Raw genomic sequence first — 26811 nt, forward strand, 5'->3', positions numbered from 1 at the left:
TTACAATTTCAATGTCGTTTTATCTAGTTTTCAAAGAACAAAGCTACTACCTGTTTCTACTTCTTCGCAGCTTTGCGACGAAAGCGTAGCGACAGGAGCAAGTATATATTGAAGTATTTCATCGTAATGATGAACCTTCAAAACTGAACGCAAAACGTAATCTTACAAACCCAAGGTTTGTATTCCGAAAATATCCTTAGAAAGGAGGTGATCCAGCCGCACCTTCCGATACGGCTACCTTGTTACGACTTCACCCCAATCATCTATCCCACCTTCGGCGGCTGGCTCCAAAAGGTTACCTCACCGACTTCGGGTGTTACAAACTCTCGTGGTGTGACGGGCGGTGTGTACAAGGCCCGGGAACGTATTCACCGCGGCATGCTGATCCGCGATTACTAGCGATTCCGGCTTCATGTAGGCGAGTTGCAGCCTACAATCCGAACTGAGAACGACTTTATCGGATTAGCTCCCTCTCGCGAGTTGGCAACCGTTTGTATCGTCCATTGTAGCACGTGTGTAGCCCAGGTCATAAGGGGCATGATGATTTGACGTCATCCCCACCTTCCTCCGGTTTGTCACCGGCAGTCACCTTAGAGTGCCCAACTAAATGATGGCAACTAAGATCAAGGGTTGCGCTCGTTGCGGGACTTAACCCAACATCTCACGACACGAGCTGACGACAACCATGCACCACCTGTCACCGTTGTCCCCGAAGGGAAAACTGTATCTCTACAGTGGTCAATGGGATGTCAAGACCTGGTAAGGTTCTTCGCGTTGCTTCGAATTAAACCACATGCTCCACCGCTTGTGCGGGCCCCCGTCAATTCCTTTGAGTTTCAGTCTTGCGACCGTACTCCCCAGGCGGAGTGCTTAATGCGTTAGCTGCAGCACTAAGGGGCGGAAACCCCCTAACACTTAGCACTCATCGTTTACGGCGTGGACTACCAGGGTATCTAATCCTGTTTGCTCCCCACGCTTTCGCGCCTCAGTGTCAGTTACAGACCAGATAGTCGCCTTCGCCACTGGTGTTCCTCCAAATCTCTACGCATTTCACCGCTACACTTGGAATTCCACTATCCTCTTCTGCACTCAAGTCTCCCAGTTTCCAATGACCCTCCACGGTTGAGCCGTGGGCTTTCACATCAGACTTAAGAAACCACCTGCGCGCGCTTTACGCCCAATAATTCCGGACAACGCTTGCCACCTACGTATTACCGCGGCTGCTGGCACGTAGTTAGCCGTGGCTTTCTAATAAGGTACCGTCAAGGTACAGCCAGTTACTACTGTACTTGTTCTTCCCTTACAACAGAGTTTTACGAACCGAAATCCTTCTTCACTCACGCGGCGTTGCTCCATCAGGCTTTCGCCCATTGTGGAAGATTCCCTACTGCTGCCTCCCGTAGGAGTCTGGGCCGTGTCTCAGTCCCAGTGTGGCCGATCACCCTCTCAGGTCGGCTACGCATCGTCGCCTTGGTGAGCCGTTACCTCACCAACTAGCTAATGCGCCGCGGGCCCATCCTATAGCGACAGCCGAAACCGTCTTTTAGAATTGTCTCATGAGAGACAACAAGTTATTCGGTATTAGCCCCGGTTTCCCGGAGTTATCCCAAACTATAGGGTAGGTTGCCCACGTGTTACTCACCCGTCCGCCGCTAACGTCAAAGGAGCAAGCTCCTTATCTGTTCGCTCGACTTGCATGTATTAGGCACGCCGCCAGCGTTCGTCCTGAGCCAGGATCAAACTCTCCATAAAAGAAATTTGATTAGCTCAAATTGTTTTGCTGGCATCAATTTTGATGTCCAAAATTTTGTTTCGTTCACTAAACGTAGTTAGCTAGTAAAAACTATATTGATTACGTTTTGCTTGTTCAGTTTTCAAGGTTCATGTTGCACTGCGTTTCAGCAGCAATAAAATTATTATATCAAAATATCATTGTGTTTGTCAATAACTTTTTTAAAAGTTATTTTCGCTGTCGAAGTGACAGGATTTACAATATACCACGATAACATTTCATCTGTCAACATTATATTTGATTAATATTTCATTAATACTATTGGTGTTTGACGACAGGATTAAATAATATCATGTTAATTATAGATTAGTCAACAAAAACTAATAAAAAATTGTTTTTTTATTTTTATACTATAAGTATGAGAAGTTCTTTATTATACCTTTAGATTAAGGAAAGGAAAAACACCGCACTCATTTAGATTGAAATGCATTTCATCTAGACTCCGGATATTATGTAAAGCTCCATTATCCTACTTAGCCTCAACACATTAGTTCTACATTTTAAAAGTACAATATACCATCCTTTAAATGGGATAAAAAAGAACCCTCATAATTGAGGGTTCTTAATCATTTATTTAAGTTGTTTCAATTAAGCCGTACTTGCCATCTTTACGTTTGTAAACAATGTTTGTGCCGTTTGATTCAGCATCAGTGAAAATGTAGAAATCATGGCCTAACATGTTCATCTGTAAAACAGCTTCTTCATGATCCATCGGTTTTAAATCAAACTGTTTAGTACGTACAATGGAATATTCGTCTTCCTCTGTTACAGTATCAGCTGCAGCTTGCGTTATAGCAAAATAAAGTCCTGCACCTTCACGCTCACGGAATTTACGGTTTACTTTTGTTTTATGCTTGCGAATTTGTCGCTCTAATTTATCAACAATTAAGTCGATAGCAGCATACATATCATTATGACGTTCTTCTGCACGAAGTGTTAAGTTCTTCATTGGAATCGTAACTTCCACTTTTGTTTGCTTGTCATTATAAACCTTTAAATTTACGTTAGCATTGGCGTTAACATCTTCGTTAAAATAACGTTCAACTTTTTCGATTTTAGTTTCTACATACTCTCGAATAGCTGGCGTTACCTCAATATTTTCACCACGAATGTTAAAGTTTAACATGTAAACTCCTCCTTTATGACTGCTATACTTCTTATTTCTACACAAGTGTGTGAAATTCCTCTAAAATAATTCTTTTTTCAATAAAATTTTATGAATTTATTTTTTTCTGTTTTGCTTCAGCCATTTCTTTTTTACGACGTAATTTCAGCTCGTCAACAATCAAATCCTCAATAGCGCCTTGATTATTGAAAAATACGCCGTATTGTTTCCCATTACCATGAGGACGGCTCCAAATTACCTCGCCATATACTCGGATTTCTCTTGTATCTAGAACAAAGCGCAAATCAAGAGGAGAAGGACGTACACCTAAATCAACCTCAGTAAACATCTTTAATCCCCTCGGACTAATATCCAATAAATCAGCCATTGCCGTTTGCGCATGATTCACTTTACCATTCTCATATATAGCAAAGGTCATATTAACCGGCTCGTCAAATTTAAAACGAAAGCCTTCTTGACGCTTAAATATCATTTTCCCCACCCCAATACTTTTCAAACATTTAGTTAGCTTGATTATGACACGAATACATGATTTTCATCCAGAGGGAATTAGTAACATATTTTACCGTTAAATCACCTAATTTATGACTATATGTAAAGTTCCTCTTGTCGATTTTTGTATAATCTTAATAACTTTATCGTTTTTTCATTTGCATAATTTGTCTAATAAACAAAAGAGACCATCATCAAGCGATGGTCTCTAATTTTTTATTAAACATGTCCGTTATTCCCATTACCGAACTGTTGTTGTCGATTAATGCGAATAACTTCTTTCCAAGTATCCCGAAACTCTGTCACTAAGCCTTCAACTTCTTCGATGATGCTAACATCATTTTGGATATTTGCTTCTACTAAACGATGTTGTATATATTCATATAATTTCATCATTTGTTTTGAAATCTCAATATCCATGTTTAATGTAGACATCAATTCTGAAATAATTGCTTGTGAGCGTTGAATATTGTAATTTCGCTGTTCAATGTTTCTATCGTTGATAGCTGATTTAGCTTTAGTTAAAAACTTTAAACAGCCATTATATAACATCAACGTAAGCTCTCCTGGTGAAGCCGTTGTCACACTATTTTGTTTGTAGGCGTTATAAGCTGCATTTTGCGTTGCCATGGAGACACTCCTTTATATAAATAACTGCTATTTTTTTCCGTCGTAATAACGACCTTCTAAAGTTCTTAAACTTTCATATGGATCTATATATTGTTGTTCATGCTTTTTAGAATTATTTAAATCCTTAATGTCTTCTTTAACAGCATCCATCACTATAGATAATCTTTCCTGAATACCTTTATCCAGTTCGAATAATGTTTGGTGTGTTTTATTAGTTGCATCATACTTGAAGTTACACTGTTTTATTTGCTCTACTAGTTTTCCGCGGTCATCTAAATAATCATTTATTTTGTTAGTATAATCTGTACGTTCTTCACCTGTTGGGATCTGTGTCAAATATTTATATAGTTGAGCAGAAATCTGCAAATAATTAGTTAATAATTTATCATCCATTTATCTCACCAAAGTTATCCTTGTGCAAATAAACTAGATTGCGAGTTCGCTTTTTGAATAGCTTGCTCCATTGCAGAAAATTGTTTGAAATAGCGCTCTTCAATTGATTTTAATTTTTTTTGCCAATCACTAATTTTTGTTTCAATTGAAATTAAATTCTTACCTAAAGTGAATGAATTTTCAACCGCACCTTCTTTTCCTGCCTTAGCAGCAATTGAATCAATTCCCGTTTTCGCTATACCGCGCAGTTGAGTTATAAGTCCACCCTTATCTCCTGTACCATTTTCTTCTGCTGATCGTGTAAATAAATCTGCTATTGCATCTGGGTTTTCTTCAATTGCTTGCAGAAGTTTTTTTTCATCAATTACTAATTTGCCACCATCTGTGTACTTATCTGAAGTAGTTATGCCAATGTTATATAACGTATTGTACTTTCCATCTTTATTAGTACCAATTGAGTAAATAGCTGTTCGCATATTTGATACAACTGCGCTAATTGCAGCATCATTTCTTAAAGTACCCAATTTAGCCTTCTCTTCCCATTTCTTAATCTCATCTTCTGACATTTCTGCCTTCTGAGCATCTGTTAAAGGAGGATAGCTATAATTCTTCTTCTCTTTAATAGGAGAATTCAAGCTTTCAATTAGCCCATTATAAAGTTCAACAAAAGATTTGACCTTATCCGCAATTGCATTTTTATCAGTAGTCGAAGAAATCGATACCGATCCATCAGCTTGTGTAAAAGTTTTATTTAATGTAATTGTATAACCCGATTCAGAAAATGTATTCGATGAGCTTGTTTTCTCAATACCATTTACAGTATATTTAGCATTTTGACCAACTGCCGCATTACCAAATGATCCTGTATTATCTGCTAGGCCTAACTTTTCAAAAACATCTGAAGAAGGAGGATTTGTTCCATCAGTTACTACTTCCATGGATAAGCCATCTTTATTTCCTGTTGCATTTGCTGTTAAAGACATCTTACCGCCTGAGAAAATCGCAGTTAGCCCAGCTCCTGAAGAGTTAACTTTTTTCACAAAGTCTTCAACTGTATCTGTTTCAACATTAAACTTTATTGAAGTTTCCTTTAAAGTACCATCTTTTTGAATCACTTTAACCTTTACTTCACCATCAGGATTTGTAATATTTAAGTCTTTTAACTTTGTAGATCCTGTTATCGCATCAGCTGTATTCGGGATATTAATTGTATTAGAAATTTTAATAGCAGAATTTGCTAGCGTAGCATCTGTTATTGTTAAAGATCCTGAAGCTGAAGCGCTCGCTGTTACTGATAACTTACTTGAATCAGAAACTGTTGCAGACTTTGTTAAAAATGAACTTGGTTTATATTTATCATATGCCTCTGTTCTAAAAGCCTCTAATTTAGTGTTAATACTTCTATAAGAATCACGTTGCCACTCATATTTTTGCTTTTGTTGCTGAAGCTTCTCCATTTTTGCACTTTCAGCTTTCATCAACTTTTCAACAATAGAGTCGATATCCATACCAGAAGCTAATCCTGTAAGTCGGTTACTAGAACTTGATAAATATGAAAACGATGCTGCATTTGTAGTTGCCATAATATTTACCTCCAATAATTACAATTTTATATTTTTTCGTCTACAATCATACCTACTAGCTTTTGCATCTCATAAAATGCATCTAAAAGTTTTTTCGGTGGAATTTCTTTTACAACTTCTTCTGTTTCAGTATCAACAACCTGTACAAAATAACGATCTAATCCTTCATGAAACACAAACTTAGATGCACTATGGTTTAATTGTAAAAATTCATTTACTGAGTCTACTGCCTGCTGTAATTTTTCCTTTGATACTGACTGTTCTTCGGTTTTCACTTCTATTTTCTCATTTATTGGTAACATAACTGAATTAGTTGTTACTTCGTTAGAGTTTTTCTGGATTGTCTGTACAGAGCCCGATGGATTACCTGATTCTATTGATTGACTTTGTGTGGCAATTCGCATTTTCACTAACCTCCTAAACAAATAAATAACTTAAGTTTATTATCGGAAGCATTTGGCATTCTTTCACTAAAAAAGATTATGTAAAAATAAATAGAAAAATAGAAGTCATATTTCCCCATATAAACTTGCTCAAATTAAAAGTTGATTTGCTTTTATTTTAATGTCTTTGGATACACATCATGAAAAATATCGACAATTGCTTTTGCTCTTTCTTCAAATGTATGCATTCCTTTTACGGCTTGCCATGCTGACTCTGATATTTTTCCACGTTGTCCATCATTTTTTAAAATACCTTGTACGTTCTTCACCATTTCATTTATATCATTAAAGTTATAGAAAATTAATTCTTCACCTTCATTAAATATTTCTCTTAAGTAAGGTGTTTCATTTGTTACTACCACAGAACGTGCTGCCATTCCGGCGAAAACCCTTTCATGGGTACCATCACGGAGTAATGCTTGAAAGTTCATCACTATTTTTGACTTTCTCATTAATTCTTGTGTCTTCCAATAACTTACCGATTCATGGATATGGACATTTGGATAACTAGCCACAGGAGAACAATCCCAATTACTTCCGTATATATCCACTTTAATACCTGCATCCGCTAAAGCCGTAATTACTTTTAAACGATTGTTAGAATAAACATAACGACCAATATCATAAACCATCTTAATAAATTCAGGCGATTCATATAATCGTAATTCAATCGAAATACCACGCTTTTTAAAAGCTTCTATAAACTCTTCTATATAATATTTTCTTGTATCAGCTAAACAATTTTCTATAACCTCTTCACAAATTGCTCTTATTGCTGGTGTTTGTCCATTAATATACTCTTTATAATTTGACATATCTGAATAAGAACCACTCACTAAAATATCTATTGACTTCTCACATGGTTCAATAGATAATTCGATTGCCGCGTGCGGAAGCATATATAGATTATTAACAATAAGACCGAATATTTCTAAATTATTCACATCATTACGATCCATCAAAGTTAATATATCTCCTTCACGCAAGTTTTGAATACGTGCTAAGTGGTCAATTGGATGGTCAATAAGTAAATAGATATATGGAGCTCGAATAACCTTTTCGAGAACTTCTTTTTGTTCAATTAATAAACCATTAAATGATATAATCGCATCGACATCCATTTGCAATGTTGTAATAAGTTGTTGATTAATCGAGTTATTCACATCTAAAACAATCGCTTCTACACCTATTTTTTCAAACCCAACTGCAAGTGCATCAATCCAATACCTAAGAACATTGTAATTAGATTGCCCTTTTATTAGTATCACTTTTTTCAAATGAATCACCTCGATAATAATATAATATCAGTTTCAGCTAATATAAATGGTTACTTTTTATATTTCCTTATAGTTTTTAAGGAAGTTTTCTTTAGGTTTTATCTCTCCACTAACTTTCCCTTCTCTTTTTTAATATACTTTCGCATATTTCAAAATCCAACTCTGTATCAATATCCATTGATCTATTTGTTGGCATAATAAATGCTTTTGTATCGCTATTAATAAAAGACTTTTCTTGTAATATAGCACTTACTTTAGCAACATAAACAGCGCCATTTAGTTTAAATGTTTTTGGTAAATCTTGACGAATTGGAGTTATTTTATCTTGCTTAATCAGTGGATTTAAATATCCATTTTCAATAGTATACGTCCAAAATGGTGAATATTCCGGTTCTGTTACACTAACACAATAATTAGCATGATGTTTAATAGCCATTTCGATACAACCATCAATATCCTCTACAGTTCTTAATGGCGAAGTAGGCTGAAGAAGTACCACATAGTCATAACCAGGACATTGTTCAATGGCATGTAGAACTGGATCAATACCTGGTGTTCCATCCTGGGCTAAATCCATTGGTCGAGTAAATGGCACCTCACAGTCAAACTGCTTTGCCACTTTTATAATCTCTTCGTCCTCAGTAGATAAAATTAAGCGTGTAATAAACTTTGATTTTTTTGCTTCTTCTATAGTCCAAGCGATTAAAGGTTTTCCTGCTAAATTTTTTATATTTTTTCGTGGTACTCCTTTCGAGCCTCCTCTGGCCGGAATAATTGCTAAGATGCTCTGTTTCATACATTACGCTCCCCGTAATCTAAATTAGCTTTTTCAAAATCATCTAGTCTACCTATATCTAACCAATATTCCCGAATAGGAAAAATAGTTGCTGCTTTATTATCTGCAATAATTGTTTCAAATAAAGTAGGCATATCAAAATAGACATCTTTAGGAATATAATCAAATGCTTCAGGATTTAAAACATAGATACCTGCATTTACAAAATTTTTATGTATAGGCTTCTCATGTATGGAAACTAAATTTGCTCCCTCTGTTTTAATAACACCATAAGGGATTTGATATTCGTATTCGCGTACACACATTGTTGCTACTGCTTGTTGTTCTTTATGAAATTGCATTAACTGGTGAAAGTTAACCTGTGTTAAAAGGTCTCCATTCATTACAAATACAGGTTTTGTAGGTCTCTCTGGTAACATTGAAAGAGCCCCTGCAGTGCCCATTCTTTTTGTTTCTTCTATATAAGTAATATTTACCCCAAATGCTTCTCCGCTTTGAAAGTAATTTTGAATCATTTCTTTCTTGTAGTTTACTGATAAAATAAAATTTGTATAACCATATTGTTTAAAACCTTCAATGATAATTTCGAGTATCGGCTTATCACCAACTTTGAGCATAGGTTTAGGAATTTTATCTGTTAAGGGACGTAATCTAGCACCTAAACCTCCAACCATTAAAATTACGCTATTATTTTCCTCTTGGAGGTTTCTAATTTCTTTAAAAATTACATTCACAAGTTGCTTTTCTTTGTTAATAATAGGTAGCTGTTTAAGATTATATTTTTTTAATATATCTAAGCATTCGTTCCTTGTATTATACTCATAAGCAAATACCGGCATTTTATTCATTACATTATAAATACAAGTATTTAATTCTTCTCCCCGTAATATGCTTCGACGAATGTCACCATCGGTTACAGTCCCTAGTAATTGATTCTCTTTATTAACAACTACAGCAAATTGTAAAGATGAATCATCTATTATTTTCATAGTTTCAAGTAATGTTTGTTCAGCATATACAACAATATTTTTCCAATTTCCCAATCTAACACCACCAGCTTAACTCATTTTTGTGCAATTACGATCCATTCTTTTATTAAATGTTTTTGATTTTCGCAACTTCTACTAATTATTTCAAACTCTAGTATTTGAAATTTATCTAACAGTAATTTCATATCTTCCTCTGTTGCAAATCTAGATAAACCTTTTCCCAACATAGGACCATCATCTACTATCCATGCATTATATCCTACTTTTTCTCCGGTTTGATCTCCCCAACAACCATTAGCAAAATGTTTTGTGAATAATTTCCCATCAGGTTTTAAGACTCTAAAAATTTCATTATAGATTTTTTTAGCATTTTCAAAATCATTAGCATAGATAGCTTCACTATCAATTACAGCATCAAAAAAATTATCTCCATAAGGAATATTTAGTATATCGCCTTGAATAACTTCTCCTGTCCAACCTATAATTTCGTTATCTAATCTTTGAGTTGCCTTTTTTACTGCTATTTCTGAGCCATCTATACCGTAAACAGAGAATCCTTCTCTCGATAAATACCATAAATTAGCCCCTACACCACAACCAACTTCTAAAATTTTTATTTCTTTTCGATTATGGTTATTGTAAAAGTTTCTAGCAGTAAATCTTATTAAATCTTCCGAAGGATATTTTCCCCATTCTTGATTTAAAAATATATCATTCCATACTTTATCCCATGCCATATATATCCCTCTTTTAATTTGAATTTAGCCTTTAAAAAAATTAATTAACGGTAGAATAAAATTTTTTTATTATCAAAATCTCCTATTTTTGTTTTTAAATCTTTATAATTTATTGGATCATGAATATAACTTCCTATATAAAAACCTTTACTCAGAGCTGAAAAACCTTTTTTAAAAAAGAGTAAAGAGTTCTCAGTAGAACTATCTGTCCCTCCACCTAAATAAAAGTTCTTCACATTATTTTCTTTAGCAAATTTGGCGAATTCATAAATTATTATATTTGTTGCACATAAATTTCTTCCCTTTATTGTTGAAGCTGACAAATGATACTCGGCAATATAATCTGTCATAAAGCATATTGAAGACGCTACTATTTCACCGTCTGTATCTATTACGCTTAATAAGAAAGTATGATCACTTTTTAACAGTTCTTTATAATATTCAGCTTTAAAAAAATAATCTGATCCTGCTTGTTTATTCAACATTAAATCATTGTATAGATTTATAAACGCCTCTAAATAAATAGGTTCTTTAGAGAAAATCACCTTTAAATTATTTTTATATGCCTTTTTTACAGCTGTACGAACTCTTGTGCTAAAACCACCTATTAGGTCACCAGGATTTTCTAAATCAATATAAACAGTTTCTCTATTAAACAACAAATTTCCATAATAAGATTCGGTTGTATTTGCCAAGGGATGGAACCTTATAAATTCTGCTAATACTTTATTTTCTTTACACCAATCTTTATAACTATTAATGGCTTTTTCTTTAAATATCTTAGTGCCAAAAATAATAGGTCCACCATATCCATATGGAGTTAAAATATCTCTTAAATTAGTGTCTAACACATTACCTAAATAAAATGCATGATAAAAAATATTATTTTCTTGATGAATAACAAAAAAGCATACTTTTAATTTTTGATTATTTAAAGAATCTTTCGCAATATAAGTAGGATTCATATAGTAAGATTGCAAATCTTTAGGGAGTAACTCAAAAACTTGTATCGCTTTTTCGATTGAAACAATCATTTTTAATTTATCTCCTCATCTATATTAAAATCTCTAGTCGCCTTCTGATTCTGTAATTCCCAATAATAGAAAGGAGACATTCCACTACCAGGCCTTTTTATTGCCAAATTAGCATCGCTAAAATATTCTCCGCTTTTAATAGCTTCAGAAGCAACTAAACTTTTTCTGGCAATTTCTCTATTCTTTAATTCCGATTTACTAGGAATCTTAATACCATTTCCAATAGATTTTTCTACATTTCGAATACTTTCTACCATTTTGTTTAATTCTAGCGGCTCAATTGAAGCTGCATGATCTGGTCCTTCTGCATTTTTATCATAAGTAATGTGTTTTTCAATTATTGTTGCTCCTAGTGCAACAGCAGCAATTGATATTTCAATACCTTCTGTATGATCAGAATAACCAACTGGTAACCCAAATACTTTACTCATTGATTTCATTGCTAATAAGTTGATTTCATCTATTGGTGCAGGGTATTCGGTAGTACAATGTAATAGCCTTACTCTTTCTTTTAATAATTGTTGTCCTTGTTCAGATATATAGGCACTTTCAAAAGCCTCTATTGAAGGACTAGTTTTATCATTTATTAATCCGAAAGCTATAACACCTAATGCCTGTTGAATCTCTGCTACTGTAGCCATACCTGTGGAAAGTATTATATTTTTATGATGCTTAGCAATATAAAGTAATAAAGGTGCATTAGTAATCTCACCAGATGGTATTTTGATTGTACTCAACTTCAAAGAGTTAATTAAAAAATCTGCGCTTTCAAAGTCAAATGGTGTAGATAAAAATTCAATTCTATTTTCATCACAATAATTCTTTAATTCAATAAATTCATCAAAAGTCAATTCTAACTTCTTTTCCATTTCAAATTGGCTCTCTTGACTACCAGTATTCACAATCTGATATTCTGCCTTGGGAGCCGTTTTACTCATTACATTTTCAGTAATCCAAGTTTGAAACTTTACTGCATTTGCTTCAGCTTTTACTGCGATATCAACTAACTTTTTTGCTAGATTAACATCTCCGTTATGATTGACTCCAGCCTCTGCTATAATATATGTTTTCATAATTAATGCACCTCGTAAAAATTAATTAATGTTTGTATGATGTATTTGATTTCTGCTTCGCCTAGCCTTTGATCAATGGGTATTGTGATTATTTTTTTGCTTAATTCATAATCCTCTTTTATTGATGAAGATCTGATACGCCAATGTACTGGACAATATATATTTCGCGACCTCAAAAAACTTAATAGTTCATCTCTTTTCTTTTCATCTACAATGATAGGAAAACCCAATGGTACAATATTATTACCAAGACATTTAAACAAGCTTTTAATATTTGCTTTCAAAAAATCATTCGAATCCAGCTCATAAAATAAATTTTCCCAATTCTCTTTTCTCTTTCTTTTCACTTCAACTATATCAATTCTATTCATAATTAATTTAGATATATCCGAAATCTCACTTGGAAGAATAGGTACATCTAATAGTAACTCTGAATCTTTTAATAAGTTTAAATATAGCGCTTCATCTTCTACACTCGCCCTTAATACTTTTCCAAAAATTTGTTTACCTAAAAACTCTTCGTTATCGTAATGTGTATCAAGCTCCAAATTGAATTTAGATGACCTTGCAATTAAAGCTGCACCATCTGGTTGAGGGGTAAATTTTCTAAAACTATATATGATGTAATCGGAAAGTGTATGGTCGAAACTATTAAAGGCAGCCTGGACACAATCTTCTATTACAAAAAAAGATTGAACTTCCTTCTTTTTTTGTAACCAACTATATATACATTTATTTTCAAAGCCAAAATAATTAATAAATAAAAATACTTTATTATTTAAATCTACAGGTAAAGACTTCGGTTGTTGTAAATCCTCTCCCATTGAATAGTATTTAATTTCAAAGCCTAATTGTATAAAAGGTTGTTTCACTGATTCACAACAAAATATTGGTAAATACGCTACTTTTTCTATTCCCTTTTTTAATAAGTCTTGCAAAGCTAAATAAATTCCGGAGCGACCAGTATCTGTCCAAACTATGTCACTACCACTATCTATTACCCAGTTATTTAAATTATTTATTGGTTTCCCTACTAATAAATTTGGCGTTAATTCAAAATCTCCACCTATTCGAATACTATTACCTCCTTTCTAATAATCACAGAATTTCTTTTTTGTCAAAATTGAAAAATCTAAGTCTTTCAAAATCTCAACAATCTCAGTTGATGTTTCATAACCATCATATTTAAGAGGCATATTTTCTAAGTTATCAATGAAATCACTGCTTATAGCTTGTGAAATTGCAGCCACGATTTTATCCTTCATAATATCGCAATCAATAATTGATTCAGCTTTTAATCTTCCTTTTTGTCTATTACCAATATTCACCGTAGGTACGGATAAAACTGGTGCTTCAACAATACCACTTGAAGAATTACCTATTACTACTTTAGCGATTTTTAAAGTACTTAAATATCTTTTTTGACCTAAAGAAAAATAGGATTTAACTCTTGTATTGTTTTTAGCCGTATATTCATCAATCATTTCATTTATGATTCTGCCATCACTGTCAGCGTTTGATTTTGTAAAAATGATATTATAATCTTTAAATTCATCTAAAGCCAAGAATAATTCTGTAAGTTGAGATTTTGCCATACTAGGTTCTAAAGTAGTTGGATGGAACGTAATAAGAAAAAGCTTACTTAAATTAAATCCAAAGTAATCCTCTAGTTCAAACTGTGAAGCATAATTCATTTTCCTAATATTTTCCACACCTGGATCCCCAACAACAAAAATTCGGTTAGGTTGCTCTCCTAATTGGATGATTCTTCTTTTGTATTCATCGTTTGCAGGAAAATGTAAAGAACTTAATTTTGTAATTGCATGCCTGATTGAATCATCAATAGCCCCTTCAGTTATTTCTCCACCTGAAATATGGGCAATTGGGATATTCATTACAAGTGCTGTTTGAGCAACTGCTAAGATTTCGAAACGATCACCTAATACAACTATTAAGTCTGGCATTAAACGCTCAAAAACATCTGCAAATCCAATCATCGCTAGTCCCATTGATTTCACTACACCTGAAGCTGTATCTGAAGATAATAGCATTTCTACTTTTTCGTCTATTCTAAAACCATCCAATTCAATTTGCTTATAGGTGCTTCCAAATTCAGGCGAAAGATGCATTCCTGTCACAACCAGTTGTAATTGAAAACCTTCTTCACCTTGAATTTGCTTCATTAAATTAGTTAATAAACCGTACTCGGCTCTAGTTCCCGTTACGATACAAATTTTCCGCTTCATAAAATACCCTCTTTAATAGGTGTACTCGGTATATTAATAACTCGTTCGTTTAAAAATTCTGTCACCCTTAAATTCATCCTTGGACAATCTTTAAACATATTAAGTTTATGCATTGGGGTCCAAATTGGACGACTCATAACACCATTTTCATTTAAAATTGCTAATACTTCATCGCGATTAATTACGTCCTCTAATATTAATGTTTGTAACCAATAATTACTTTTGCAAGATTTTGGTTCTTTAAATAAATGTACACCTTGTAAATTTGTAATTAATTGCTCATACCTCTTTGTTAACAAGCGCTTTTGTGCAATAAATTCCGGCATTTTTTCTAATTGAGCGCAACCAAGGGCAGCATTTAAATTTGGCATTCGATAATTAAAACCAATTTCATCGTGCCTGTATTCCCAACTGTGCTGAATTTTAGCCGTAGTTGTTAAATGCTTTGCATAGGATGCTAGCGTTGCATCATCAGTTATAATAGCTCCGCCACCGCCAGTAGTCATTATTTTATTGCCATTAAAACTAATAGCACTTATTTTACCAAAACTACCTGTATGCTTATTTTTATAATAGCTACCTAATGATTCTGCAGCATCTTCTACCAACTCTATGCGATAGTCATTGCAAATTCCTTGAATTCCCTCCATATCTACTGGGTGTCCGAAAGTATGCATAGGCACTAACGCTTTAATTCGTCGGCCTGTCTCCTTATTAAAAAGTTCTCCTTCACGTAATTCTGTAATTTTATTTAGATGAATTTTTAAGACACTTGGATCAATACCTAACGTTTCCATACTCACATCAATAAAATGTGGTACGGCCCCTAAATAAGAAACTGCATTTGCTGTAGCAATAAAAGTAAGCGAAGGCATCAGCACTTCATCTTCGGCCTCTACCCCCGCTACTTTTAAAGCAATATGAAGTGCTGCAGTGCCGTTCACAACTGCGACAGCATGCTTCATTCCAACAAACTTTGCTAATTCCTCTTCAAACTGCGTAACATAAGCACCTACAGAAGATACCCACCCTGTTTTGATACAATCCGTCACATATTCAACTTCTTTATCATTGAATGTTGGCTCATGTAATGGCACAAAATCTTTACCGTAAAGTCTCTTTACATTATTTGCAAATTCAACCCATTGATTATTCATATATTATAAACATCTGCCTTATATTGAGATAAGTTTTTAGGATTTGTAAACCATTCTATTGTTTCTTCAAGACCTCTACGGAAGCCCTCTTTACCACAATATTGTGGTTCCCATCCAAGTAGTTCCTTCGCCTTTTTATTTTCTGCCCAAAGACGCTCGACTTCACTTTTTTCAGGACGTAGACGTTGCTCATCCGTTTCGATTGTTAAATCTACACCCATAATATCTGCAATCATTTCCGCAGTTTCACCGATAGAAACTTCGTAATTTGAGCCGATATTAATAACTTCCCCGATTGAATTAGTAGATTCCATAACAGATATAAAACCGTTAACTGTATCTTTTACATAGTTAAAATCACGTGTAGGGCTTATAGCTCCCAACTTAATGTTCGTTTTACCATTTGCTAACTGACTAATAATTGTCGGGATAACAGCTCGAGCTGATTGGCGAGGCCCATATGTATTAAACGGACGGATAACCGATACAGGTGTATCAAATGAGCGGTAAAATGACAATGCCATCTGATCAGCGCCTATTTTTGATGCAGAATAAGGTGATTGTCCTTGTAACGGATGCTCTTCATCGATTGGTACATATAACGCTGTTCCATATACTTCACTTGTAGATGTGTGTACTACTTTTTCAACACCTAACTCTTTCGCTGCTTGTACTACATTTAAAGTCCCTGTCACATTTGTATCTACATAAGTTGCAGGAGAGTGGTAAGAATAAGGGATTGCAATTAACGCTGCTAAATTAAGAACATGCGTACAACCCTTCATAGCTTCTTTTACACCATAAGGATCTCGAATATCACCTGAAAACACATCCAATGATGATTTAATTTCCGATGAAGACTGATCTAACCAGCCCCATGAATTAAATGAATTATAATAAACAAATGCACGAACATCATATCCTTGTCGTACTAATGTTTCTGTTAAATGTGAGCCTATGAAGCCATCTGCTCCGGTTACTAAGATTTTTTTATTCATATTATAAACAACCCTTAATTTTAAATTTCATATAATGTACAGCTTTCAAAAAACGGTTTAATTTCATATTCAAACATATCCGATACTAATACAAAATCTTGTATTTCTAAACCAGTATTAATTTGGCTAAAGTATTCTTGAATTGATTCATGCTTCAGCTCATTATTAATGCCTAGTGTTGAAAGCTTTTGATTAATATCAACTAACCATGTAGCACCTTCGCTGAATTGTAAAATCAACTGTAAAGCTTGCTGTAAATTATTAGATTGAATATTACCAACAATATCATCACAACCTTTTACTAGTTTTGCTAAATAATCATTATAGCTTTGTTGTGTTTCAATAATTAACTCATTCATTAGTTATACTCCTTCATTTTCTAAAATAGTGATAGTTTGTTGTAAATAGTTTAAATAACGGTTTGTAGCCTCACTCATTTTCTCATATAATGTTTTACTTTGACTATATACTCTTGTATATTGTTCTTCTTTTGTCTCATTTTGTTTTGCTTTGAAATATTTCAATACGTATATATCGATTGCTTGAAAAGTAATCGATAAAGCTGTTTTTTGAATAATCATTTTTATTTTCTTGTCGTTTTTATCTAACTTCTTCAAAACGCTAGATAGAAATTCTTTATTTGAAGAATTCGAATTTAAAACTTCTAAAGATTTCACACATATACTTTGAAGTTCTTTACATATTTTTAGTTCTTCATTTAGCTTAGACAATATTTGAGATACAGAGTAATTATAATAGTCTTTTTCTTTTAATTTAGGTTCCTCCAATTGAATTAAATTCAATGCATTATGAGTACAAAAATCCTCAAAGGGTAACTGATTATAGCCCTCTATTTTTATACCACCTTCTGTACAATTATATATTTCTCTTTCTGTACCTGCCAAAAGTAGCAAATCTTCGAATATATCTTTCATTACTAATAAATCAAAACTTGTTAATACAACATCATCATAGTATCCAGGTGCTTCTATTAATCGAGTCTTATTTTTAAATTCTTCATCAATCTTTGACAGCCTTCTATTTCCTTCCGCATGTGTTTGATTATTGGTATATGCAAGATCTTGACCAATTAATGCAATAGGACCAGTTGAGATATACATTGCTATTGATAAGCAAAAAGTTGCTACGGAAACTCCGCCAGGTAAACTTGCAATATCACTACCAATCCGTTGCTTAAGATATTCCTCTATATCACTAGATATTTGACCCGTAAAATAATATGCACTTTTAAAGCTATCTCTTATATCTGGATGACTATACATTTCATAAATATATTTACTATTTTTCAACTTAAGGCCTTTGTAATGATTATAGTTTTCTTCACTACCATCAATTGATACTGTATAATCCGGTTCTATATTAAACTGCAGTAGTGTATTAATAGCAGAACCTGCAGCTATTAATACTAGCTTATGACGATATTTCTTTAACATAGGAATCTGTTTTGTAAGAGAAGGACCTCCAGAGGCTATAACTACTGGGCAAGAGTATGCATTTCGTAATTTAGCTAGTGACTCATCCTTTAACGTATGCGACAAATTAATAAGAAAATTTTTATCCCACTTATTTTGAAAGTACATTATTGTATTTTCATTAAATATTGCTTGTTTTTGTAATTGCTTTATTATCATTAAAAAATCTTTATATTTCTCAGGAACAAGCCGATCATAATTTGGCGATAATATAACATTTATACGATCAGTTACTTTTATATATGTCGATAAATCCCTTTGCAATTGTCTACTGTCTTCGTAAGGAATAACATGATTCTCTTTATTTTTTATCTGTAATATTGGTTCAATCACTATGTATTTGTCATTAAAAGACATCTTACTTTTTAACGCATTAACAAAATGTCCCTCCCCATAACCGAAAACAATTTGTACAGCATCCTTTTTATAACTTCTTTCAATAAAAGTTGCAGCTTCTTTTGAAGGATTATAGTTACTATGTAAAAAATAATCATTTATTTTTATTATATTTTCTCCATTTTTTGCGTTCAAATATTGAATCTCCACTATGTTCACCTCTTTATCTATATCGGAAAAAAAACTTAAAAATAAAGAAAAACCTTTTCCAAAAGGAAAAGGTTTTTCGAAGTATAGTATTATTGTAATAATTGAAGAACGCCTTGTGGTTGTTGGTTTGCTTGAGCTAACATAGATTGTGCAGCTTGAGTAAGGATGTTGTTTTTAGTAAACGCCATCATTTCAGCAGCCATATCTGTATCACGGATACGTGATTCAGCAGCTGTTAAGTTTTCAGAAGCAGCACCTAAGTTGTTAATTGTGTGCTCTAGTCGGTTTTGAACAGCACCTAAAGCAGAACGTTGTGTTGAAACTGTTGAAATAGCAGCATCAATTGTTGAAATAGCAGAACTTGCTCCTCCACGAGAAGAAATATCTACAACGTCAACTCCTAATGCAGTAGCTCCCATAGAACCAACTGTCATAGTCATTGTTTGACCTTCGTTAGCACCAATTTGGAATACTAAACCGTCAGTTTTAAAATCACCATTTAAAAGAGTTTTTTCGTTGAACTCAGTAGTAGTAGCAATACGTGTGATTTCTGCATTTAATTGAGAAATTTCATCTTGTAAGAATTTACGGTCTGTATCTTCATTAGTATCATTACCAGATTGCACCGCTAATTCACGCATACGTTGTAGAATTGAGTGAGTTTCGTTTAGAGCACCCTCAGCAGTTTGAATTAAAGAGATAGAGTCTTGAGAGTTTTTAGTAGCCATGTCAAGACCTTTGATTTGAGCGCGCATTTTTTCAGAAATTGCTAAACCAGCAGCATCGTCACCAGCACGGTTGATTTTGTAACCAGAAGATAATTTCTCAAGGTTTTTAGAAGCTTGAGTGTTGTTGAAAGATAGGTTACGGTGTGTGTTTAAAGCTGAAATGTTATGTTGAATTCTCATTTGGAATTCCTCCTTGAATGTTTGTTTTGTAATTCCACGTCCGTGTGGAATTTTGTCGGTTTAGGTTGTATATATGTACTTCCCTTACCCTACAATCTATATATCGTTAGTAGTTAGAAAAGTTTAATAGTTATTTAAAAGTTTTTTTATTTTTTATGTAATAGATTCATAGTTATTATTTTATTTTTTCTTCAGCTGATCTAAAAAACTTGAAGATGAAGCAAGTGCTTCTTTATTTTGCGCTTGAATTGCTTCAAAAACTTCAGAACGATGCACTTTTACTGTTTTAGGCGCAACTATCCCAAGTTTAATTTGATCACCTTCGATTGCTAATATTTTAATTTCAATTTGATCGCCTATCATAATGGACTCATCTTTTTTACGTGAAAGCACTAACATTATTTAGCACTTCCTTCCAACGAATCCAATGGGTATCTTAATGGATAGGATTTATTGTCATGCAATACTATTTGTTTACCACATTTTTCTGTCAAATTAATAACTAATGGCGCAAGTAAATTAATAGTGGAATCCTTTAATGTTTCCTTCATTGTGACAACTGCGTATGTTAAAATATCTTTTTCATTTTCTATTTGTAATTGCTCTATGTCCTCTTCACTTAATTCAAAGCTGTAGTCTTTTTTAAATGCGAATGGGTATGCGACGACAAAGCCTATATCTTCTTGTTCAATCGATTGTAACAATACTAATGGGTGTTCTTCAGAGATAGGTATAAGTATAAATTTCTTAAATTCTTCTAATCCGAGTAATCCCAGCTTAAATGTCAGGATGTCTTGTTCATCAATTTCGACTTCCCCTAAAAATTTAGTAGCAATTTTCATATTTTTCGTGCACTCCTTTAAACGATAACATCAATGTCAACATCTGGTCTTTGTATCATTGTACCAGTTACTTTACCTGGTGTGTATTCATGGATCGGTTTATTCACTTGTGCGTCAATTATTGGTTCTCTACGCTGAATGTTGACGTCGGTTGTACCTGGCGTATAGTCAATTTTAACAGATCCAACAGATGGCACAAATTTTATATTAAATTGAACACGGTGTGGACCATGGTTTTGTTTGGCGATATTTTGGATTGTTGCTCTTCCTTGATCTTTGCCGGCAGCCTCCATCATTTGTCGGCCTTCTTTTGCTCTGCGTGCCATGCCCTTCATTGCCTCTTGTTTACCTTTTTGCGCATAATTTGCACTTGATTCTAATGGTCCAATTAAGCCTAAATCACGTCTTGCTTGGGATGAATCAATTTTCAATACACCACGTGTTGTATTGATATCAAGTATTGCAGCAGGCTGTTCAATATGCTGCGTAGCACTTGGTTGTTTAATGTATTGCTGTGGCTTAGAAATATTAAGATCAATTTGTGCGTCCGTTGTGCGAATTTGGATTTGTGGGAGTCTCATGTACACTTCTCCTTTCAAGAAAAGCGTCTGAACAAAATGTTCAAACGCTTGAATTTATTAGCGGAAAAATCAATTGTATTTACCTAATAAAATCTACTAAAGATTGTTGAATGATTTTAGCGCCAACAGATAATGCTGCCTGATGAATTGATTCTGACGTTACCATTTCTGTAATAGCTTTTGAATAATCAACATCCTCATTATTCGACAATTGCTTCGTTACGCTAATTTCGCGAATAGATAAGCGGTTTTCCATTAATTCCACACGGTTTTGACGTGCACCAACATCTGACTGAGCTTCGAGAATTTTATTGTGCATCGTATTAATATCATCTGATGTACTTGTACTAGTAAAGCCACCTAACGTTGAACTTATCTCATCAGCTGTTGCAAGTGGAGTTCTATTTGGATCTAACAAATCAGAAATTTTCCCCATCATGTCATCTACATTTTTAAATAAATCCACCCCAGCTGTATTCACTTTCATTTCAATACCATCATACACTTCAATCTTAACATCTTCGGAATTTACATTTCCATTAATTGCACCATTCGCAAATAATGGCTGTCCAGTTTTTGTACCGCTAAAAATATAGCGATCACCTACTTTTGTATTACCTACATCTTGAATTTGATTGCGAATTTGATCGATTTCAGCTTTAATTTTCGCTCGTTCATCAGCTGAATTTGTATCGTTCGCTGCTTGAATTACTAGCTCACGTACTCGCTTCATTTGTTCGCCCACTTGATTTAGTGATTCATCAGATGTATCCAGCCAGTTATTGACCTCATTCATATTACGTGAATACTGTTCAACTCTACCTAGGTCTCGGCGATAGCCCATTCCTTTAACTGCTCCAACAGGGTCGTCTGAAGGTCTCGTGATTTTAGAGCCTGAAGTAAGTTGATCTTGTAGCTTCGACATTTTTCCGTAGCTATTATTTAAGTTTAGAAGCATGTTATTCGATAACATAGATTGTGTTACGCGCATGTTTGTAAAAGCTCCTTCCTTTAGTCGTACTCATTAGTTTTTATTTAAATTCCTACTCGGCCCATGCCATTAATGATTTTGTCTAATGTTTCATCGATAACGGTAATCATACGTGCATTTGCGTTATATGCTTGTTGGAATGTAATCATATTCGTCATTTCTTCATCAAGTGATACAGAAGTGATTGAAGCACGGTTGTTTCCGATTGTTACAAGTAGTGTTTCAGAAGTAGCGTTTAAGCGCGCTGCTTCTTCTCCGTCGACACCGAGCTTTCCAATGATTCCTTGATAGAATGTGTTAAATGTTGCGCCGTCTAAATTTGCTTGAACTTTTGATTGGATATTTGAAAGCTCAAGTGCCCATTTGCCGTTCCCTTCTTCATTTGGCTTGTTAGAAGCAGCCAACTTTGAAGGATCTTTCAAAAGATCAGCATTCACTTTAATATTTCCGGCAGACATCGGTTTTGTATTATCAATTGGTTCAAAGAAATCGATTGTGCTTTGAGCACCTGTTAAATCATATCCTTGCTTATGCATCGCATTAAAGACATTTGCAAATTCAGACGCAAGTTTGTCGAGGTTAGCCATCGTTTCTGGATAATAGCCTTTAACATCTGCTCCATCTTGATATCCATAAGAGTTGATCAATGATAATAATTTACCTTTACCAGGCTCTAGCTGGTCATATGTAATAGTTCCTGAATCTGCTGTACCTGTACCAGTTACATTGATGCTAGTAAATACTTTCGATAAATCCGTTCCATCAATTTGTGTAGCCCCACTATTTACTTCGATGCTAGCAGCATCTTTACCATTCACTAATTTAATAGCTGTGTTTGTGCCATATGGCTTAAATGTAATAGTTACACTGCCTTCAGCTACACTAGAAGCAAGTCCACCAGAAGGAACGCGTTCAATTGAGACGGGGATATAACTATTTAATTCATCGATTAACACATCGCGAGCATCATATAAATCATTTGGTACATGACCATTTGGCTCAACTTCTTGCACTTGCTTATTAATAGAAGCAATTTGCTTTAGTAATGAATTGATGCGATTTGTTGAAACACTAATTTCGTTACCTAAGTTACCTTGAATTGTTTTTAATTGCGTATCAATATAGTTAAATGATTCTGCTAAATGGTTGGCACGTTCGATGGCAACTTTACGTGATGCCGCATTTTCTGGACCTGTACTAACATCTTGTAGACCTTTCCAGAACTGTTCTAATGCTGCGTTTAAACCGTACTGAGAAGGTTCATCCATTATATCTTCCATTTGAGATATTGCATTTGAACGTGATTCCCAATAACCTAGCTTATTTGTTTCCTGACGGTATTGACGGTCAATAAATTCATCGCGAATACGTTGAATGGAACCAGTCTCTACCCCTGTTCCCATATGTCCAGGGTAATTTGGCGTGTTTAAACCTGCCGTTGGGAAACCTGGTGTAGCTTGCATGTTTACTCGTTGGCGTGAGTATCCAAGTGTGTTGGCATTTGAAATATTATGACCTGTTGTATATAAAGCAGATTGCTGTGTAAATAAACCGCTTCTACTTGTTTCTAAGCCCATGAATGTTGAGCGCATCTTTATTCCTCCCTTTAGTAACGTTTAAAAGAATTATGCTTGCGAATCGAAGTACGATTTTTTGGCTACTGTATTCGTACCACGTACCTCACGACCAGAGTAATTTATTTGCTCTGGGCGTGGGCGTAGCGCATCTAATGTTAGATTGACAAATTGTAATGATTGGAATACTAATTTTTGATTGAGTTCATTTTGTTTGCGTAAATCGTTGATGATTAGCATTAGTCGATTGCGAACAGCTGAAAGTGCTTCTTTTTCAGCTTCTTTTTCAGCAGCCTCGATGACATCAGCAACAGACATTTTGTCAGTTGAAGCAATTCCTTTTGCTCCAAGGTATTCGGTTACCTGTACCTGGCGCTGTTGCTCGAGCTTATCAATGGCCGCTACATGTGCCTGCTCATCCTTGAGCATTTGGTCTAGTGCTTCGATATCGCCAGCTTTAATAATTTCTGTTTTTCTAAAGGCTAGTTCGAGTAAGCTTTTATGCATTCTCTCTAATATTGTTAATGTAGAACAAATTGTTTCTACAGTCATATTACTAAGCACCCTTTCTGTATTTCCTAGAAACGATAATATTTCAGCATATCTTCAGCAACTTTGCGAGCATTGACCTTGTATTCTCCAGAATCAATATCTGCCTTTAATTGTTGCACGCGTTCAGCACGTTCAGTACTGTACGTCGTTACACCTTGCATTTCTTGCGCTGCTTTTGAAATTTCAATTTTGTCAGCGAATGACGCTTTATTGTCGCCAGATTTGACATTGCGTACTTGATTTTTATATGCGTTAACAGCATTAACACCATACGATGTGATTTTCATGTTCATCCCCCTATCTTAAAAGCTTATCTTACTATTATTTCGGATTGTCTCCAACAATGTTAAGTTTTCAAATATAAAAAAGTGTGCTAATTTTGTTTAAAATTAACACACTTTTGCTTATCAACCATCTTTAAGGTGTATAATTTAACTTCGTCATTTTGAATTTCCTGTTACAATTTGCTTGCTGATTCGCATGAGCATTGAACATGTGTAAGTGAAGGAAGCTCAACTCTAGTGTAAGACAACTCTTTTCATCTTGTTATTTTTTACGTTCAGCATGATATGTTACACGATCATGCTCAGCTACACTTTCACGGAACTCCTTCGCTGCCTCAAATGTGCGAAGTTCTGATTTTAATTCATCTTGGCATTTTGTACATAGTTTCCCTGTTGTCGTTAAATGACCGCAGTTATCGCATGGATAGCCTAAGTTCGGGAACATTGCTGGCTGTAAACGACCTTTACGAACCCACTTATACAATAGTTCCTCTTCAGCACCCGTTGCTTCCACAATTCGTTCTACTGTAGCCGCACGGTTTTCACGTTTTCGTAAAAAACGATAAACAATTTGGTATAATTCCTCTTCTGATTGCGCGCATTTATGACATACGTCTCTGACCCCTGTATAATTAAAAAACTCATTACATTTTGGACAATTTCGAACCTCAGCCATCTATTCTTCCTCCTCTTGCATGATCACTATTTAATTACACGAATCCTAAATTCGTAATCTATTATACATGATGTTTTAGCATTTTCATCCATTAATTAAAGTGAAGGTTCGAACATTTCGGGCGCCCGCTTCTAGTAAAACTTGTTTCGCATGCCTTAGTGTTGTCCCTGTAGTTTGTATATCGTCAAAAAGGAGATAATCTTTATGCTCAACTTGCGCTGTAGGCATTAGTCGAAAAAGTGGAGCTGATTTTATACGTTGCTCCCTATTTTTTGAGCTTTGTGTTTCTATAGTTGTTTTTTCTAATAGTTGTTTATAAGGAATATTAGCGGCATTTAGAAGCTCCTCCGTATGTGAGAAGGTACGTTCTTGTTGCTTAATAGGGTGCATAGGAATCGGAATAATTGTTGCTGTCTCACGTTTAAATTGTGCATGTAACTCCTGTCGAAATACTTTAGCGAGTGCAACGTCTTGAAGAAATTTAAATTGATGCAAATACTTCTTCATTGCATCGTTATATTGATAAAGTGCTGTTGGTGTAGATGTACGCTCAAATTTGGAGGCACATTTTTCACAAAGGCAAGGTGAGAAGTTTCTTATTAAAAGTGTTTTCCAGCTAGGAACGATACGCAAAGGCTGTGCACATAATAAACAAAACATTTCTACTTTGTTCATTGCGAGAACGCTACCTTATTGTTATATTTTATTTTCTCTCGTGCTTCATCCATTGCTATTGTAATGCCATGATGAAAAAACATCACATCTCCCTCTGCATAATTTTCATGCCGCCCTACTCGTCCAGCAATTTGAATCAATGCGCTTGCAGTAAAAATAGACGATTCTGCCCCAACAACAGCGACTTGTACATTTTTTATCGTAATACCTCTTTCTAATATAGTCGTCGTTAGTAACCCAGGAATTTCTTCATTACGTAGCTGAAGTACTTTCTGTTTCCTTTCTGGGTCCTCAGCATGAACGGCTAAAATACTTGCATGTAGCCTTTGAAAAAGTGGCGTTGCAATTTTCAACAATTCAACTTTCGAGAAAAATATAAGAAAAGGCTCTTTTTTAGTAAGCCGCTCCTCTGTCCATTCTTTTAACTTCCGAGGAATTTTCCCACGCTCTAAGCTTTTTTCATATCCCCATAGCGAGCTGAAGCGTGGCACTGGCAAAGGCTTGTTGTGGTATCTTTTTGGAATAAATGAGCAATGATCAAACTCTTTGATTAATGACTGTGATGGTGTAGCTGTAATAAAGTAAGTTGAGGCTTTTGCAGTTTTAGCTTTTTTCACGGCTCTTGCTAATGTTTCATCGAATGAATATGGGAAAGCATCCGCCTCATCAATAATCATCACATCAAATGCCTGTTCAAAGCGATATAGCTGGTGAGTCGTAGCCAGTATTAGTTGCGCATATCCGTCCTGCTTCGGCGCTCCACCATAGTAAGCATGAATGACCGTTTGAGGAAAAACCCGTTGAAAGCGTGGAAATAACTCTAGCACCACATCCGTTCGTGGCGCGGCGATGCAAACCCGTAACCCCTTTTCCAACGCATAATGTACAGATTGAAAAAGCAGCTCAGTCTTCCCAGCCCCACA

General features: G+C 34.7%; 29 protein-coding genes and 1 rRNA gene. All 30 read right to left on the reverse strand.

Features of this window, described 5'->3' with window-relative positions:
• Nucleotides 1-200 precede the first annotated feature (200 nt).
• Nucleotides 201-1752, reverse strand: a 16S ribosomal RNA gene (locus tag NSQ74_RS22820).
• Nucleotides 1753-2366: 614 nt separating this feature from the next.
• Nucleotides 2367-2918: a ribosome hibernation-promoting factor, HPF/YfiA family gene (hpf, locus tag NSQ74_RS22825; protein WP_340826329.1), complete on the reverse strand. Its 552-nt coding sequence runs from the start codon at nt 2916-2918 to the stop codon at nt 2367-2369.
• Nucleotides 2919-3006: 88 nt separating this feature from the next.
• Nucleotides 3007-3390: a PilZ domain-containing protein gene (locus tag NSQ74_RS22830; protein WP_340826330.1), complete on the reverse strand. Its 384-nt coding sequence runs from the start codon at nt 3388-3390 to the stop codon at nt 3007-3009.
• Between the two features lie 239 nt (nt 3391-3629).
• Entirely contained in the window at nt 3630-4040 is a 411-nt protein-coding gene (fliS, locus tag NSQ74_RS22835; protein ID WP_340826331.1) for a flagellar export chaperone FliS, read from the reverse strand.
• 27 nt (nt 4041-4067) lie between these two features.
• Nucleotides 4068-4433 carry a flagellar protein FliT gene (locus tag NSQ74_RS22840; RefSeq protein WP_340826333.1) on the reverse strand — a complete coding sequence of 122 codons (366 nt, stop codon included), beginning with the start codon at nt 4431-4433 and terminating at the stop codon, nt 4068-4070.
• A 14-nt stretch (nt 4434-4447) separates the two neighbouring features.
• Nucleotides 4448-6016: a flagellar filament capping protein FliD gene (gene fliD / locus NSQ74_RS22845; protein WP_340826334.1), complete on the reverse strand. Its 1569-nt coding sequence runs from the start codon at nt 6014-6016 to the stop codon at nt 4448-4450.
• A 26-nt stretch (nt 6017-6042) separates the two neighbouring features.
• A complete protein-coding gene (locus NSQ74_RS22850; protein WP_340826337.1) occupies nt 6043-6420 on the reverse strand; it encodes a flagellar protein FlaG in 378 nt (125 codons plus the stop codon).
• Between the two features lie 152 nt (nt 6421-6572).
• A complete protein-coding gene (locus tag NSQ74_RS22855) occupies nt 6573-7727 on the reverse strand; it encodes a glycosyltransferase family protein (RefSeq protein ID WP_340826543.1) in 1155 nt (384 codons plus the stop codon).
• Nucleotides 7728-7845: 118 nt separating this feature from the next.
• The gene (locus NSQ74_RS22860) at nt 7846-8532 is read right to left on the reverse strand and encodes an acylneuraminate cytidylyltransferase family protein (RefSeq protein ID WP_340826339.1); all 687 of its coding nucleotides are present in this window, start codon (nt 8530-8532) and stop codon (nt 7846-7848) included.
• Nucleotides 8529-9575, reverse strand: coding sequence for a nucleotidyltransferase family protein (locus NSQ74_RS22865; RefSeq protein WP_340826340.1), 1047 nt, complete (start codon nt 9573-9575; stop codon nt 8529-8531). Before NSQ74_RS22865 ends, NSQ74_RS22860 begins: the two co-directional genes overlap by 4 nt.
• A gap of 20 nt (nt 9576-9595) precedes the next feature.
• Nucleotides 9596-10258: a class I SAM-dependent methyltransferase gene (locus NSQ74_RS22870; RefSeq protein ID WP_340826341.1), complete on the reverse strand. Its 663-nt coding sequence runs from the start codon at nt 10256-10258 to the stop codon at nt 9596-9598.
• Nucleotides 10259-10302: 44 nt separating this feature from the next.
• Nucleotides 10303-11292 carry a GNAT family N-acetyltransferase gene (locus NSQ74_RS22875; protein WP_340826342.1) on the reverse strand — a complete coding sequence of 330 codons (990 nt, stop codon included), beginning with the start codon at nt 11290-11292 and terminating at the stop codon, nt 10303-10305.
• Nucleotides 11293-11294: 2 nt separating this feature from the next.
• Entirely contained in the window at nt 11295-12365 is a 1071-nt protein-coding gene (neuB, locus tag NSQ74_RS22880) for an N-acetylneuraminate synthase (RefSeq protein WP_340826344.1), read from the reverse strand.
• Nucleotides 12366-12367: 2 nt separating this feature from the next.
• A complete protein-coding gene (locus NSQ74_RS22885) occupies nt 12368-13303 on the reverse strand; it encodes a hypothetical protein (protein WP_340826345.1) in 936 nt (311 codons plus the stop codon).
• Nucleotides 13304-13456: 153 nt separating this feature from the next.
• Nucleotides 13457-14611, reverse strand: coding sequence for a UDP-N-acetylglucosamine 2-epimerase (gene neuC, locus NSQ74_RS22890; protein WP_340826346.1), 1155 nt, complete (start codon nt 14609-14611; stop codon nt 13457-13459).
• The gene (locus NSQ74_RS22895; protein WP_340826348.1) at nt 14608-15768 is read right to left on the reverse strand and encodes a LegC family aminotransferase; all 1161 of its coding nucleotides are present in this window, start codon (nt 15766-15768) and stop codon (nt 14608-14610) included. Before NSQ74_RS22895 ends, neuC begins: the two co-directional genes overlap by 4 nt.
• Nucleotides 15765-16766, reverse strand: a complete 1002-nt coding sequence (locus NSQ74_RS22900; RefSeq protein ID WP_340826349.1) for an NAD-dependent 4,6-dehydratase LegB — start codon at nt 16764-16766, stop codon at nt 15765-15767. The genes NSQ74_RS22895 and NSQ74_RS22900 overlap by 4 nt, the downstream gene beginning before the upstream one ends.
• 20 nt (nt 16767-16786) lie before the next feature.
• Nucleotides 16787-17125, reverse strand: coding sequence for a hypothetical protein (locus NSQ74_RS22905; protein ID WP_340826350.1), 339 nt, complete (start codon nt 17123-17125; stop codon nt 16787-16789).
• A gap of 3 nt (nt 17126-17128) precedes the next feature.
• Nucleotides 17129-18805, reverse strand: a complete 1677-nt coding sequence (locus NSQ74_RS22910) for a motility associated factor glycosyltransferase family protein (protein WP_340826351.1) — start codon at nt 18803-18805, stop codon at nt 17129-17131.
• An 89-nt stretch (nt 18806-18894) separates the two neighbouring features.
• Entirely contained in the window at nt 18895-19713 is an 819-nt protein-coding gene (locus tag NSQ74_RS22915; protein ID WP_340826353.1) for a flagellin N-terminal helical domain-containing protein, read from the reverse strand.
• Nucleotides 19714-19893: 180 nt separating this feature from the next.
• Nucleotides 19894-20112, reverse strand: coding sequence for a carbon storage regulator CsrA (gene csrA, locus NSQ74_RS22920; protein ID WP_340826355.1), 219 nt, complete (start codon nt 20110-20112; stop codon nt 19894-19896).
• Nucleotides 20112-20555 (reverse strand): flagellar assembly protein FliW, encoded by a 444-nt coding sequence (gene fliW, locus NSQ74_RS22925; RefSeq protein ID WP_340826356.1) that lies wholly within the window; start codon nt 20553-20555, stop codon nt 20112-20114. Before fliW ends, csrA begins: the two co-directional genes overlap by 1 nt.
• A 17-nt stretch (nt 20556-20572) precedes the next feature.
• Nucleotides 20573-21136 (reverse strand): DUF6470 family protein, encoded by a 564-nt coding sequence (locus NSQ74_RS22930; RefSeq protein WP_340826358.1) that lies wholly within the window; start codon nt 21134-21136, stop codon nt 20573-20575.
• Nucleotides 21137-21215: 79 nt separating this feature from the next.
• Nucleotides 21216-22127: a flagellar hook-associated protein FlgL gene (flgL, locus tag NSQ74_RS22935; protein WP_340826359.1), complete on the reverse strand. Its 912-nt coding sequence runs from the start codon at nt 22125-22127 to the stop codon at nt 21216-21218.
• Nucleotides 22128-22171: 44 nt separating this feature from the next.
• Nucleotides 22172-23719 carry a flagellar hook-associated protein FlgK gene (gene flgK, locus NSQ74_RS22940; protein ID WP_340826360.1) on the reverse strand — a complete coding sequence of 516 codons (1548 nt, stop codon included), beginning with the start codon at nt 23717-23719 and terminating at the stop codon, nt 22172-22174.
• 33 nt (nt 23720-23752) lie between these two features.
• On the reverse strand, nt 23753-24253 hold the full coding sequence (locus tag NSQ74_RS22945) for a flagellar protein FlgN (RefSeq protein WP_340826361.1): 501 nt from the start codon (nt 24251-24253) through the stop codon (nt 23753-23755).
• A 26-nt stretch (nt 24254-24279) separates the two neighbouring features.
• The gene (gene flgM / locus NSQ74_RS22950) at nt 24280-24540 is read right to left on the reverse strand and encodes a flagellar biosynthesis anti-sigma factor FlgM (RefSeq protein ID WP_173479684.1); all 261 of its coding nucleotides are present in this window, start codon (nt 24538-24540) and stop codon (nt 24280-24282) included.
• Between the two features lie 259 nt (nt 24541-24799).
• Complete coding sequence (locus NSQ74_RS22955; RefSeq protein WP_337982047.1) at nt 24800-25213, reverse strand: TIGR03826 family flagellar region protein; 414 nt, start codon at nt 25211-25213, stop codon at nt 24800-24802.
• 84 nt (nt 25214-25297) lie between these two features.
• The gene (locus NSQ74_RS22960) at nt 25298-25888 is read right to left on the reverse strand and encodes a ComF family protein (protein ID WP_340826366.1); all 591 of its coding nucleotides are present in this window, start codon (nt 25886-25888) and stop codon (nt 25298-25300) included.
• A partial coding sequence (locus NSQ74_RS22965; RefSeq protein ID WP_340826368.1) for a helicase-related protein occupies nt 25885-26811 on the reverse strand: 927 nt, incomplete at its 5' end. The genes NSQ74_RS22965 and NSQ74_RS22960, both read right to left, overlap by 4 nt.

Source organism: Lysinibacillus sp. FSL W8-0992, assembly GCF_038008685.1.
GTDB lineage: Bacteria > Bacillota > Bacilli > Bacillales_A > Planococcaceae > Lysinibacillus.